This window comes from Allokutzneria oryzae, assembly GCF_042429765.1.
Lineage (GTDB): Bacteria > Actinomycetota > Actinomycetes > Mycobacteriales > Pseudonocardiaceae > Allokutzneria > Allokutzneria oryzae.
This window is the reverse complement of the sequence record NZ_JBHLZU010000017.1, coordinates 19,817-33,314: the sequence shown is the minus strand read 5'-3', so window position 1 is coordinate 33,314 and position 13,498 is coordinate 19,817. Positions and strand designations below refer to the sequence as shown.

The 13,498-nt window shown below is 69.1% G+C and carries 11 protein-coding genes; 8 read left to right on the top strand and 3 right to left on the bottom strand.

Translation table 11 applies throughout. From position 1 onward, the window contains the following. Positions 1 to 60 precede the first annotated feature (60 nt). Positions 61 to 315 (bottom strand): hypothetical protein, encoded by a 255-nt coding sequence (locus ACFFQA_RS18925; protein ID WP_377853604.1) that lies wholly within the window; start codon positions 313 to 315, stop codon positions 61 to 63. A 132-nt stretch (positions 316 to 447) separates the two neighbouring features. On the opposite strand from ACFFQA_RS18925, the gene ACFFQA_RS18920 reads away from it, so the two are divergent. Both ACFFQA_RS18920 and ACFFQA_RS18915 read left to right on the top strand, forming a co-directional pair. Further along, complete coding sequence (locus ACFFQA_RS18920; protein ID WP_377853601.1) at positions 448 to 1,377, top strand: helix-turn-helix domain-containing protein; 930 nt, start codon at positions 448 to 450, stop codon at positions 1,375 to 1,377. Between the two features lie 22 nt (positions 1,378 to 1,399). Beyond that, the gene (locus tag ACFFQA_RS18915; RefSeq protein WP_377853598.1) at positions 1,400 to 1,537 is read left to right on the top strand and encodes a DUF397 domain-containing protein; all 138 of its coding nucleotides are present in this window, start codon (positions 1,400 to 1,402) and stop codon (positions 1,535 to 1,537) included. Between the two features lie 56 nt (positions 1,538 to 1,593). On the opposite strand, the gene ACFFQA_RS18910 is transcribed toward ACFFQA_RS18915, so the two are convergent. Further along, complete coding sequence (locus ACFFQA_RS18910; protein ID WP_377853595.1) at positions 1,594 to 3,003, bottom strand: hypothetical protein; 1,410 nt, start codon at positions 3,001 to 3,003, stop codon at positions 1,594 to 1,596. Between the two features lie 281 nt (positions 3,004 to 3,284). On the opposite strand from ACFFQA_RS18910, the gene ACFFQA_RS18905 reads away from it, so the two are divergent. From ACFFQA_RS18905 to ACFFQA_RS18880, 6 genes are all read left to right on the top strand, one after another. After that, positions 3,285 to 6,962 carry a nitrate reductase subunit alpha gene (locus tag ACFFQA_RS18905; RefSeq protein ID WP_377853592.1) on the top strand — a complete coding sequence of 1,226 codons (3,678 nt, stop codon included), beginning with the start codon at positions 3,285 to 3,287 and terminating at the stop codon, positions 6,960 to 6,962. Next, on the top strand, positions 6,962 to 8,533 hold the full coding sequence (narH, locus tag ACFFQA_RS18900) for a nitrate reductase subunit beta (protein ID WP_377853589.1): 1,572 nt from the start codon (positions 6,962 to 6,964) through the stop codon (positions 8,531 to 8,533). Before ACFFQA_RS18905 ends, narH begins: the two co-directional genes overlap by 1 nt. After that, positions 8,530 to 9,162: a nitrate reductase molybdenum cofactor assembly chaperone gene (gene narJ, locus ACFFQA_RS18895; RefSeq protein WP_377853586.1), complete on the top strand. Its 633-nt coding sequence runs from the start codon at positions 8,530 to 8,532 to the stop codon at positions 9,160 to 9,162. Before narH ends, narJ begins: the two co-directional genes overlap by 4 nt. Then, entirely contained in the window at positions 9,159 to 9,881 is a 723-nt protein-coding gene (gene narI, locus ACFFQA_RS18890) for a respiratory nitrate reductase subunit gamma (protein ID WP_377853583.1), read from the top strand. Before narJ ends, narI begins: the two co-directional genes overlap by 4 nt. After that, a complete protein-coding gene (locus tag ACFFQA_RS18885) occupies positions 9,866 to 10,420 on the top strand; it encodes an HPP family protein (RefSeq protein WP_377853581.1) in 555 nt (184 codons plus the stop codon). The genes narI and ACFFQA_RS18885 overlap by 16 nt, the downstream gene beginning before the upstream one ends. A 183-nt stretch (positions 10,421 to 10,603) precedes the next feature. Then, positions 10,604 to 11,128 carry a hypothetical protein gene (locus tag ACFFQA_RS18880; RefSeq protein ID WP_377853578.1) on the top strand — a complete coding sequence of 175 codons (525 nt, stop codon included), beginning with the start codon at positions 10,604 to 10,606 and terminating at the stop codon, positions 11,126 to 11,128. A gap of 88 nt (positions 11,129 to 11,216) precedes the next feature. Here ACFFQA_RS18880 and ACFFQA_RS18875 read toward each other — a convergent pair whose 3' ends face one another. Continuing rightward, positions 11,217 to 13,496 (bottom strand): glycosyl hydrolase family 95 catalytic domain-containing protein, encoded by a 2,280-nt coding sequence (locus tag ACFFQA_RS18875; protein WP_377853575.1) that lies wholly within the window; start codon positions 13,494 to 13,496, stop codon positions 11,217 to 11,219. Positions 13,497 to 13,498: the final 2 nt, after the last annotated feature.

Here is a 13,498-nt window from a genome sequence, read left to right as displayed (position 1 = left end):
GACGATGTTGGCAACGCCGGTGCGCACCGTCGAGACGCCAAGCAGGTTGACCTGATCGGGTCAGAGGTCGGCGGGCAGGACCAGCCACTCCAGCAGCTCGGCGTCGGCGAGCCGGGCCAGCGCAGCCCTGATCTCGGCGCGGTCCTCGCACCAGCCCCGATCTGCGAAGTAGTCGGCGACGGCGGCCACGTCCAGCGTGTCGTCGAACTCGTAGGCGAGCTCGACGTGCACCAGCACCGCCAAGTCCAGCGGGCTCTCCAGCTCCTCGAACGCCGCGCTCTCGATCTCGGCGATCTTGACCTGCTTCTCGGGCATGCGCTGACCCTAGCGTGACAGGGGAAACATGTGACCGCGCCTGGTCAGGTGATCGGGGATGACAACGGTTTCCCCTAGGCTGCTGGCCTGACGATCAGCGGCGACCGCGCCGATGGCGGGAGGGACGCATCAGTGGCCGAGGCTTTCAGGGCGAGCGTGCGTCTGCGGCGGGTGGCGCGGCAGCTGCGGCAGTGGCGGGACGCGGCGGGCAGGAAGGGCCAGGACATCGCCCCGCAGCTGCGCTGGTCACCCGCCAAGCTCAGCAAGATCGAGAACGCCGCCCAGCCGATCTCGCCGGTGGACGTGATCGCCCTCGCGTTGATCTACGGGGTCTCCGACGCCGAGCGCGACCAGCTCTTCCAGGACGCCGTCGCCGCCCAGGAGCGGCAGTGGTGGGAGGACTACAACACCGAGGCGCTGGTGCAGGTCGCCTACGACTTCGTCGAGCAGGAGGCCGAGGCGTCGCGGCTGTCCACCTTCAAGACCGACCTGATCCCGGGGCTGCTGCAGACCCACAGCTACGCCGAGGCGCTGGCGCTGGCCGACCTGCCCAAGGTCAGCGAGGAGATCGCCAAGCAGCGCGCCGAGGTGCGCACGGCCCGGCAGGCGCGGATCGGCGGGGAGAACCCGCTGCGCTTCGAGGCGGTGATCGGTGAGGCAGCGCTGCGCCAGGTCGTCGGCGGTCCCGCGGTGATGCTGGGCCAGCTGGAGCGGCTGCTGGAGGTGGCCGCGCTGGACAACGTCCTGATCCAGGTCGTCCCGTTCTCGGCGGGGGCGTTCCCGGCCATCGGATCACCGTTCACGGTGCTGTCCTTCGACCAGGATCATTACCAGGACACGGCGTACGTGGAAAACCTGATTTACGGCTTCTACCTGGAGGAACAGGCCTCGGTGGAGCGGTATAAGCTCAGTTTCGCCGGCCTGCAGGAGGCCGCGCTCGACTCGGACCGGTCGATCGAGAAGATCACCGAGATCGCGGGCGGACTTCGAGCCTCGATGAGGGAGCCCCGAGATGCACACCCCGGATCCGTCGGGAGTGTTATGGCGCAAGAGCAGCCGTAGCAACGGCAGTGGCAACGAATGCGTGGAGATCGGCTTCGCGCGGGCCACGGTCCTCATCCGGGACTCCAAGAACCCGGACGGACCTGCTCTGACGTTCGGCCCGGCTGCCTGGAAGCGGTTCCTCGGCGCGGTCAAGGCGGGATTCCCCGACACGATGTGAGCCACCCGTGGTGACGGCGGGGCCGGTCCGGCGCGGACCGGCCCCGTTCGCGTTCGTCAGTTCGGCAGCTTGACCAGCTCCGCGGTCGCGAGGACCCCCTGGCCGGTGGCGCGCTGGTAGCTGAAGTGCAGCCAGGGTCTGGCCGGGTCGCTGTTCGCCGAGGGTGTCAGCGTGATCGTGCCCTGCTTGACGCAGGTGGACTCCGGGTCGGTGACGATCCGTTCGACGAGCACGGTCCTGGACCGGTCCGACTTCTCCAGGGTCAGCTCTCCCGTGCAGCGCAGTTCCGGGTAGTGGGCCTCGCCGACCTTGTCGCCGGGCGCGCCGGAATGCAGCGTCATGGTCATCGTGTAGGGCTTGTCGCTGTTCGGCTGGTTCACCGGCGCGGGCGAGCGCCAGGTGCCGATGAAGCTCGGGTGCAGTGCGCCCTCGGGCCGGGCTTCCGGGTCGTCGCAGCGCTCCGCCGCCCACGGGTCGCCGGGGCCACGGCTGGGCTTGGGCCCGGCCGGTCCGGTCCGCTCCTCGGCCAACGGCCCCGGCGAGCCGACCGCTCCCCAGCCGCCCGCGTAACCCCACCAGGGCTCGTTCTCCGTGCGGCGCAGGTCGGTCGCGGTGTCCCAGCGCTGTCCCTGGCTCGTCGTGTCCAGCCGCCAGCCGTGCACGCCCTGGTCAGCGAAGGACGCGTGAGTTCCCTTCGCGGAGTAGACCACCGGTCGGCCGTCGGCCTTCGTGATCTTGTCCCAGGGCATCCGGCACTGGGAGCCGTGGCCGTTGAAGACGACGTCCGTCGGCCGGTCGTCGGCGTCGGTGAGCAGGGTGACGCGCTCCCAGTCGCCCTCGTGGTCACCGTCGGCGCCCGCGAACTCCAGCCCGGGGACGGTGATGGCGTCGTTCCAGGCGTAGAACCGCCAGTAGGTGTAGGCGTGGAGGTGGCGCTCGGGGTCCTCGTAGTGCTGCCAGTAGGTCGGGGCGCTCGTCCCCGTCCCACGTCGCATGGCGGGGCTGCCGGTGAGGTAGAACCCTTCAGCGCCGAGGTTCTCGTTCTTGCGCGGCGCCGTCTCGTCGGTCGTCTTGTACTCCGGACCGCCGTGTTCGCACTTCGGCGCGGCGCCCTTGCCCTGGTGGCGGTAGACCACGGCGGGGTCCTTGCCGCGCAACCGCTCCAGCTCGGGCGGCGCGGCGATCTTGTCGTCCCCGCATGCCTTGTCGTGCGCCCATCTCAGCTCCGAGCCGAGGATGAACGTGGTCGCGTCCATCGGGCCGTACTCCTCGCCCTCGGCCAGCCACACGTAGGGCGCGTACTTCGCCGCCGTGGCCCGCTGCCGCGCATCGGAGGCCGGCTCCTTCGACCGCGGCGGCGGCTGCTGCGACGGCGAGGGCGACGGTGGAGACGGCGTGCCCGGCACCTCCTCGCAGGCCACCAATGTCACCACCGCGAGCACACCCGCCAAGAACTTCGCCCTCATGGGCGGGGATTATCTCGGCAACGACGGCGAACAGGTGGAGCAGCCCCGCGAACACCGGCCGCTTCGACACCGTGACCTGGACGTTATAGCCCCGAACTATGGGAAAGAAATGGTCAAGGCCGGATAAAACGGCAACCAGTCAATACCTCCGAAGTCGAGCAGCGGGCCAGCGGAATAGTCACCCAGGACGAATACCCGGGACCTGTACAGCGATAGTGTCAAAGACCGGCGTTCTCTCCTGCGCCCGAATTTCCCTGTTTGTCGGGAGGCAAGGCAACACGATGACACCATCGAACTCCGCCGGTGAGCGAACCGCGGCGGCAGAAGAGGCGCTCCTGCGCCTCAGCAGGTTCCTGACCAGCGGCGAGACCTCGAAGGACCTGCGCTCGGTCCATCTCAGCGGGGGCCGCGAGGCGGACTCCTTCTATCGGGAGCTGTGGAGCCACGACAAGGTCGTGTCCTCCACGCACGGCGTGAACTGCACCGGTTCCTGCCGCTGGAAGATCTACGTTAAAGACGGTGTAATAACCTGGGAGAGCCAGGACACCGACTATCCGTCGGTCGGCGTGGACCGACCGGAGTACGAGCCGCGGGGCTGTCCCCGAGGAGCGTCCTTTTCGTGGTATTCGTACTCTCCCACCCGAATTCGATATCCTTATGCGCGCGGTGTCCTCGTCGAGGCCTACCGCGAGGCGAAACGCGTCCACACCGACCCGGTCGCGGCGTGGGCGTCCATCGTCGACGACCCTGTGAAGCGGCGCGCCTACCAGCAGGCGCGAGGGCGTGGTGGCCTGGTCCGGGTGGACTGGGACGAGGCCGTGGAGATGGTGGCCGCGGCGCACGTGCACACCATCAAACGGCACGGTCCGGACCGCATCGCCGGGTTCTCACCGATCCCGGCGATGTCGATGGTCTCGCACGCGGCGGGCTCGCGGTTCATGTCGCTGATCGGCGCGCCGATGCTGTCCTTCTACGACTGGTACGCGGACCTGCCGGTGGCCTCACCGCAGGTCTTCGGCGACCAGACCGACGTGCCGGAGTCCGCCGACTGGTGGGACGCGGCCTACCTGATGATGTGGGGCTCCAACGTCCCGGTGACCAGGACCCCGGACGCGCACTGGATGACCGAGGCCCGCTACCGGGGGCAGAAGGTCGTCGTGGTCTCCCCCGACTACGCCGACAACACGAAGTTCGCCGACGAGTGGCTGGCCCCGCACCCCGGTACCGACGGGGCGCTGGCCTCGGCCATGGGGCACGTGATCCTCAAGGAGTTCTTCGTCGACTCCGAGACGCCGTTCTTCACCGACTACGTGCGCCGCTACACCGACCTGCCGTTCCTGGTGTCGCTTGAGCAGCGCGGTTCCGACCACGTTCCTGGCAAGTTCCTCACCGCCGCCGACCTCGGCCAGGGCGGCGACGGCGCGGAGTGGAAGACCGTGGTGCTGGACTCCGCGACCGGAGAACCCTTCGTTCCCAACGGTTCCGTGGGCCATCGCTGGTCCTCCGACGAGGGGTCGTGGAACCTCGACCTTGGCTCCGTCGTGCCGACGCTGACCCTCCACAGTGGAGAGTGCTCGACGGTCGAGGTGTCGCTGCCCCGGTTCGACGCCGCCGACGGCTCGGGATCGGTCATGCGGCGCGGGGTTCCGGTGCGACGGATCGGCGACCGCGTGGTCACCACCGTCTTCGACCTGCTGCTCGCGCAGTACGGCGTGCACCGGCCCGGCCTGCCCGGCGAGTGGCCTACGGGCTACGACGACGCCTCGCAACCCTGCACCCCCGCGTGGCAGGAGCAGATCACCTCGGTGCCCGCGGAGCGGGCGACGCGGATCGCCAGGGAGTTCGCGGACACCGCGGTGCGCTCCGGCGGCCGGTGCATGATCCTGATGGGCGCGGGCACCAACCACTGGTTCCACTCCGACCAGGTGTACCGGAGCTTCCTGACCCTGTTGCTGCTCACCGGGTGCCAGGGCCGCAACGGGGGCGGCTGGGCGCACTACGTCGGGCAGGAGAAGGTCCGTCCGCTCACCGGTTGGCAAACGTTGGCGTCGGCGGCGGACTGGCACCGGCCGCCGCGCCAGATGATCGGCACGGCGTACTGGTACCTGCACACCGACCAGTGGCGCTACGACGGCTACGCGATGGACGCGCTGAGCTGGCCGCTGGCCGAGGGGAAGCTCGACGGCGCCACCGCGGCGGACTGCCTCGCCAGCGCCGCGCGCATGGGCTGGATGCCGTCCTACCCGACCTTCGACCGCAACCCGCTCGACCTGGCGGAGGAGGCCGCGGAGCTCGGCAAGGACCCGGTCCAGCACACGGTGGACGAGCTGCGGGAGAACCGGCTCGGCTTCGCGTGCCAGGACCCGGACGCCCCGGAGAACTGGCCCAGGGTCCTGACGGTGTGGCGGGCGAACCTGCTCGGCTCGTCGGGCAAGGGCAACGAGTACTTCCTGCGGCACCTGCTCGGCGCGGCCGATACAAACCTTCGCACCAGCGCGAACGACCCGGCGGTGCGGCCGAGAACCGTGACGTGGCGGGACGAGGCGCCCGAGGGCAAGCTGGACCTGTTGCTGTCACTGGACTTCCGGATGACCAGCACCACGCTGTTCTCCGACATCGTGCTCCCCGCTGCCACCTGGTACGAGAAGCACGACCTGTCCTCCACCGACATGCACCCCTTCGTGCACGCGTTCAGCGCGGCGGTGGACCCACCGTGGCAGACCCGCACGGACTTCGAGGCGTTCCACGCGATCGCCCGCAAGTTCAGCGAGTTCGCCAAGACGCACCTCGGGGTGCGCAAGGACCTCGTGGCCACGGCGCTGCAACACGACAGCCCCGGCGAGGTCGCGCAGCCCGGCGGCCTGGCGCGGGACTGGTCGCGCGGCGAGGTCGACGCGGTCCCCGGCCGCACGATGCCAACGTTGACAGTGGTGGAGCGGGACTACACCGCCGTCGCCGAGCGGCTCGCCTCGCTCGGCCCGGTGGTGGACGAGCTGGGCGTGACGATCAAGGGCAGCGTCGTCGGTGTCGGCCCCGAGGTGAACTGGCTGGCCGAGAAGAACGGTGTCTCCGCGAGCGGAAGACCGTTGCTGGACACCGACTCCAAGGCGGCCGAGGCGATACTGGCGTTGTCCGGCACCACCAACGGGGCACTCGCCCTGCGCGCGTTCCAGGTGCTGGAGAAGCGCGTGGGCCGTCCGCTCACGCAGCTGGCGCACGAGAACGAGAGCAAGCGGATCACCTTCTCCGACACCAAGTCCCGGCCGACGCACGTGGTCACCAGCCCGGAGTGGTCGGGGAGCGAGTCCGGCGGCAGGCGCTACTCCCCGTTCACCATCAACGTCGAGCAGCTCAAGCCGTGGCACACGCTCACCGGGCGGCAGCACTTCTACCTCGACCACGACTGGCAGCACGAGCTCGGTGAGGCGCTGCCGGTCTACCGCGCGCCGCTGGACATGCAGCGGCTCTTCGGCGAGCCCCGGATCGGGCCGAACGGCGAGCGGGAGGTGACCGTTCGCTACCTGACGCCGCACTCCAAGTGGTCGATCCACTCGGAGTACCAGGACAACCTGTTGATGCTGACGTTGTCCCGAGGCGGGCCGACGTTCTGGATGAGCCCGGCCGACGCCGCCGCGATCGGCGTGTCCGACAACGACTGGGTCGAGGCGGTCAACCGCAACGGCGTGGTCGTGGCGCGCGCGATCGTCTCGCACCGGATGCCGGAGGGCACGGTGTTCATGTACCACGCGCAGGACCGGACGGTGAACGTCCCGCGCAGTGAGACCACCGGCAAGCGCGGTGGCATGCACAACTCGCTGACCAGGGTGCAGATGAAGCCCACCCATCTCATCGGCGGGTACGCACAGCTGACCTTCGCGCTGAACTACCTGGGACCGACCGGGAACCAGCGCGACGAGGTCACCGTCATCCGCCGCCGCTCGCAGGAGGTTGAGTACTGATGAGGCTGATGGCGCAGCTCGCGATGGTGATGAACCTCGACAAGTGCATCGGCTGCCACACCTGTTCGGTCACCTGCAAACAGGCGTGGACCAACCGGGGCGGCGTCGAGTACGCGTGGTTCAACAACGTCGAAACCCGGCCGGGGCAAGGGTATCCGCGTCGCTACGAGGACCAGGAGCAGTGGAAGGGCGGCTGGGAGCGGACCGCGCGCGGCAGGCTCCGGCTGCGCGCCGGTGGCCGGTTCCGCAAGCTGCTCTCGCTGTTCGCGAACCCGGACCTGCCGAGGATCGACGACTACTACGAGCCGTGGACCTACGAGTACCGCACGCTCCTGGAGGCTCCGCTCGGCGACGACATTCCCGTCGCACGGCCGAAGTCGCAGATCACCGGCGAACCGACGCAGCCGAGGTGGGGACCGAACTGGGACGACGACCTCGGTGGCTCCACCGAGCACGGCACGGCCGACCCGGTGCTCGCGAAGATCGGCGAGAAGGTCAAGATGGAGTTCGAGCAGACCTTCATGTTCTACCTTCCCAGGATCTGCGAACACTGCCTCAACCCGTCCTGTGTGGCCAGTTGCCCGTCCGGCGCGATGTACAAGAGGGCCGAGGACGGCATCGTGCTGGTGGACCAGGACGCCTGCCGTGGCTGGCGGATGTGCGTCACCGGCTGCCCGTACAAGAAGGTCTACTTCAACCACAAGACCGGCAAGGCCGAGAAGTGCACCTTCTGCTACCCCAGGCTGGAGGCGGGGGAGCCGACCGTCTGCGCCGAGACGTGCGTCGGGCGGCTGCGCTACATCGGCGTGCTGCTCTACGACGCCGACAAGGTGCTTGAGGCGGCCAGTGTCGAGAACGACCACGACCTGTACCCCGCGCAGCTCGGCGTGTTCTGCGACCCGCACGACCCCGAGGTGGTCAAGGAGGCCGAGCGGGTGGGCATCCCGCACGACTGGATCACCGCCGCGCAGCGCTCCCCCGTGCACGACCTGATCTCCCGCTACAAGGTCGCGCTGCCCCTGCGGCCGGAGTACCGCACCATGCCGATGGTCTGGTACATCCCGCCGCTGTCTCCGGTGGTGGACGCCGTCGCGCAGAGCGGGTTCGACGGCGAGGACAGCCAGAACCTCTTCGGTGCAATCGATTCTCTGCGCATCCCGGTGGAGTACCTGGCGGAGCTGTTCACGGCGGGAGATCCGGAACCGGTGGAGGCGTCGCTGCGCAAGATGGCCGCGATGCGCTCGTACATGCGCGCGGTCAACCTCGGCGACACCCCGGACGCGTCGATCGCGGAGGCGGTGGGGCTCACCGAGCAGGAGCTGAAGGCGATGTACCGCTTGCTGGCGCTGGCGAAGTACGACGAGCGCTACGTCATCCCGACGGCCGGTGTTGGTCGCGCGCACGAGCTTGAGTCCATCGCGACCGGGTGCAGTCTGGACACCGATGGCGGCCCCGGCATGGGCGGGTCGCCTTCGTCGAGCAACGGCAACGGTTCCGTGGACCTGTTCACGTGGGACGGCAAGGGCAGGCCGGACGGCCTGTTCCGCACGACCGAAGGAGCCAAGCGGTGATCACGTTGCGCCGCAAGGCGAAGAAGGCCATCAACACCCGGTTGATCCGCAACATCGCCGGGTGGTGCTTGCAGTACCCCGACTCGACGATGCTGGAGAAGCTGCCCCTGCTGCGCGAGGGGGTGGAGGCGGTGACCGACGAGGAGTGCCGGGCGTGGCTGACCGCGGTGCTCGACCACCTCGGAGGGAAGCCGCAGAACGAGGCGGCACAGCACTACGTCGACGCGTTCGACAGCCGCCCACGGCGTTGCCTGTACCTCACCTGGTACGCCGACGGGGACACCAGACGGCGCGGGGCGTCCCTGGTGCGGCTCAAGCAGATCTACCGCGCGCACGGCATGGTTCCGTCGTCAGCGGAGCTGCCCGACTTCCTGCCGGTGCTGCTGGAATTCGCCACGACCGGCGGCCCGGCGGCCACCGAGGCGGGCGAGGAGCTGCTGACCGAGTTCCGGCCCGGTCTGCGGCTGCTCGCCGACAACCTGGGCAAGTTCGGTTCCCCGTACGAGGGCGCCGTCCGAGCGGTGCTGGCCACGCTGCCCCAGGGAGGCGTTCCGCTGCCGATGGCCCAACCGGTCGAACAGGTCGGTATTGATCCCTACCCCACGTCGTTCCCAGGAGCGCGCAGATGACGGACATCTTGTTGTGGGTGGTCGCGCCCTACCTGTCGATCGCGTTGCTGGTGGCGGGCACGATCTGGCGCTACCGCTACGACCGCTTCGGCTTGACCACGCGCTCGTCCCAGCTCTACGAGTCGCGGTTGCTCCGCATCGGCAGCCCGTTGTTCCACTTCGGACTGTTGATGGTCGTCGGCGGTCACGTGCTGGGACTGGTGGTGCCCAAGGACCTCACGGAGCTCTTCGGCATCAGCGAGGAGCAGTACCACCTGGTGTCGCTCGGCATGGGCTCGCTGGCCGGGTTCGCCACGGTGGCCGGGCTCGGTGTGCTGCTCTGGCGACGGTGGAAGACCCCGGCGGTGCGCGGAGCGACCTCCGGCAACGACAAGGTGATGTACGTGGTGCTGGTCTGCGTCCTGCTGGCGGGACTGACGACCACGGTGATCACCAACGGCGTGCAGGGCGGATACGACTACCGCTCAACGGTTTCCCCGTGGTTCCGCGGAGTGTTCATGCTCCACCCCGATCCGGAGCTGATGGCGAACGCGCCGTTGAGCTACCGGGTGCACGTGCTGTTCGCGATGGGCCTGTTCGCGCTGTGGCCGTTCTCCCGGCTGGTGCACGCGTTCAGCGCGCCGGTCAGGTACCTGGTCCGGCCGTACGTCGTCTACCGCAGCCGTGACGAGAAGCCGGTCGGCGAGCGCAGGATGAGCCGGGAATGGCAACGCCGGTGAGGTCGCGGGCGCTCTACTGCGGAGCGGGTTCGTTCCTGTCGATCGCGGTGATCGCGGTGCTGGCCATGTACACCGGCGAGCCGCTGCTGTTCCCGTCGCTGGGACCGACCGCGTTCCTCGTGTTCAGCGCGCCCACGCTGCCAACGGCCAGTCCGCGCAACACCGTACTCGGGCATCTGCTCGGCGCGGGCGCAGGCTGGCTGGGGCTCGCGGTGTGCGGACTGCTGGACACCCCGGCCGACCTCAACCACGTCGGCTGGGCGAGGGTCGGCGCGGCGGCGATCGCGCTCGGCCTGACCTGCGGGCTGATGCCGCTGCTCGGGTTGCCGCACCCGCCCGCCGGCGCGACGACGCTCATCGTCGCGCTGGGGCTGCTGCGCACACCCGAGCAACTGCTGATGCTCATGGCGGGCGTCGTGCTGATCACCGTGCTGGGCTTGGTGATCAACCGGTTGGCGGGCACCAGGGTTCCGCTTTGGGCAGCAGCACCAACGGAAACCCGAACCGCCGAGCCAGCCCCGGATCACCAGAGGCAGTGATCTGCGTTCGGGGTCGTGGTGGAGACCGCGACCCCGAACGCCCGGCGCGGGGCAGCACCCGAGGACCAGTCCCACCCTGGCCAGGTCCTTTACCCGTTCTTAGGCGGTCCGACCTAACTTCGCGAATCCGGCACGCGTTCCCCTGCATCGACGCGCGCCGTCGCCGTTAAGGAAGGATCAGCCATGAGGAAGTTCCCTGCCCTCGGACTGGCCACTCTCACCGCCGCCGGGCTGCTGCTCGGCGCCGCGACCGGTCAGGCCGCGCCCGGCATGGACCCGGTCGAGTCCCCTGACACCTCCGACGTGGTCACCATGGTCACCAAGCTCTCCCACTCCGACGCCACCAGCCGACTGCGCAACGCCGGGATCACCTGGTCCTCCAGCGGCGGGTGCAGCGACCGCAACCGCCCGAACTGCACGTCCTTCACGCAGGTCAACCTCGCCACCATCCAGGGGGCGATCACGCTGAAGAACGCCTCGCGGTGCGGCCTCAACGTCACCGGCGGCACGGAGACCGGGCACGCGTCCGGCACCTACAGCCACTGGAACGGCTACAAGCTCGACTTCGGCATGACCAGTTGCCTCACCAACTACATCAAGGGCAACTTCACCTCGATCGGCGGCTCCAAGTGGAAGGCCCCGTCCGGGAACATCTACTACAACGAGGGCAACCACTGGGACGTGGTCTTCTACAACTGCGGCTGCTAGACGAGAAAAGCGCGTAGCGGCACCATCGCTCTGACCACCCACCCGCCCGCCGGGTGGGCTGGTCGGGCGGCGGCGACGTCAGCGGGGCTCAGCCGGGCAGGCCCCACGGCTTACCGGGAACGGAGATCGGCACGGGCTCGATCCTCAGCTCCGGCAAGGGTCCCTTCGGGTGCACGATCGCGGTCGCGCCACGGGGAAGGTCGATCTCGATCACTCCTGCGGAGATGTGCCGCCACGGCACCGCGGTTCCCCGCGGCGTGCTCACCGCGATCTCACCGCCGACACCGTGCCGCAGGTGGCAGCGCTCGCCCGCCTGACTGCGCACCCCCACCCAGTCTGTTCGCCCCTTCCTGCGCACGGCGCTGACCAGAAAGGCGCCCTGCGCAAGGAAGTTGTCGATGGTGACGTCCTGCCACGCGGTCGGGACGGCGGGGAAGACCCGGATCACGCCGCCCCAGCTCTGGCACAGCATGTCCAGCAGGGACTGCGAGGCCGACAGCGGCGTCTCGACCACCGGGCTGCCCTCGCGGTACATCGTGTTCTCGGTGACGGGGAAGCGCGTCGAGGTGTCGAAGAACTTCAGCAGGTACTCCAACGCACGGTCGCCATCGCCGAGCAGCGCGAGCATCGAGGCGGCCCCGGTGTAGCTGTAGCCCCGGTGCGCGCCGGTGATGCTGTGCCAGTGCGCGACGGACTTCTCGATGAGCGCGCGGTTCTCCGGCGTCTCCGGTGTCACCAGGTGCAGCGGGTACACCATCAGCATGTGCGAGTAGTGCCGGTGCGACTTCGCGTACGGGACACCGGCACCGATCATGAAACCGTTGGCGTCCACCGGGTACGGCGTGAGGTCACGCAGCACCTGCCGCCACCTCGCGGCCAACGGGTCCTTGGTGCCGAGCAGCTTGTCGGCCTCCAGCAGCGTCTGGCAGCCCCACCGGATCAGCGCGAGGTCGTAGTTGCAGTCCGGCGCGTTGCCGTACTCCGGCGAATGGGTCTCCGCCAGGTGCAGCTTGCCGTCCGCGCCGAGCTCCAGGAAGTGCAGGTAGTAGTTGATCGCCCTGCGCAGCAAGGGAAACAGCGTCTCTCGGAGCACTCGCTCGTCCATCGAGTGGCGGTAGCTGAGCCACACGTTGTGCAGCGCCCACGTCAGGTTGCCGGTCTCGGGGCTGGTGCCGCCGTCGCCGGGCCGGGCGACCGCGCTTCCCTTGACCGTGCGCCGATCCGTGCTGCGACCGATGCCCGCCGAGTCCTTGCGGTACTCCTCGCGCACGTTCTCGACCAGGTTCTGCCGGTTGGCGTCGAGCGTGCTGGTCACCGCGTCCAGCTCCAGGTGGTTGGACCCGTTGATCAGCCAGTACTCCAGCTGCACGTTCAGGTTCCACCACGTCGCGGGCCAGCCGGTCTCCTCAAGCCACGGCCCGCAGGTCGCCATCACCGGTGCGCCGGCGCGCGTTCCGGAAGCGATCTTGTAGAGCTGTGCCCAGTGGAAGCTCTGCAACCGCTGGTCCGGGATCGAGACGAAACTCCTGCGGTAGTAGGCGTTCCACCACGCCCGGTGGGAGGCGACCAGTCGCTGCTCCGGCAGCGCGCTGGCCCGCTTGACCGCGCCGAGGGCCTTCGCCTCGGCTCCGTTGCCGGGATGGGTGTGCGCCACGGAGAGGTACAGGGTGCGGGCACTGTCGGCAGGACCCGTTGTCCGGTAAGCGGTTGCGGTCTGGCCGCCCGCCAAGAGCTGTTGCAGCACGAGCTGCACGCCGTCGGTCGTCTTCGTGGTGTGCGGCGGGTTCTCCTGGTAGCCCTCGGGCGGGGCTTCCTTGGACGCCTTGGGGCTGATCGCCTTGGCGGGGTGGAAGGTCCACCGCACCCGCTCGCCGCCGCTCGGCGTGACCACCACGACCAGCACCGAGCGCTCGGTGTGGACGTAGGCGCGCAGCGCCAGCGAGCCCTTGTCGGTGCCCACCGTGCCGACCAGCTCGGCGTTGTGCAGGTCCAGCCGCCAGTCAACGCCGACGATCGTGCCGACCGGTTCCAGGGTGAGGTGCCCGACCGGCAGCCTGCACACGCCCCAGCCGCTGTTGAACTGCGGACGGTAGTCCTGCACCTCGCTGTGCTGGGTGGTGAACCGGATCGCGTTCTTGCCCGGCTCCCGGTAGATCATCGTGCCGAGCAGCCCGTCGCCCAGGAACGGGCCCTGCCACCAGCTGTCCGGCGGCTTCCGCCACACCAGGTCCTGCCCACCCAGGAACTCCGGCCAGCGGGGTCCCGCCGCCGCCGGCCGCCCGACCGGCCGCGGCAGCGGATCGCCGAGCGCGGGCAGGGGGCCGCCCAGCGCACCTGCCGCGACCGCTCCTGCCGACCCCGCCAACATGC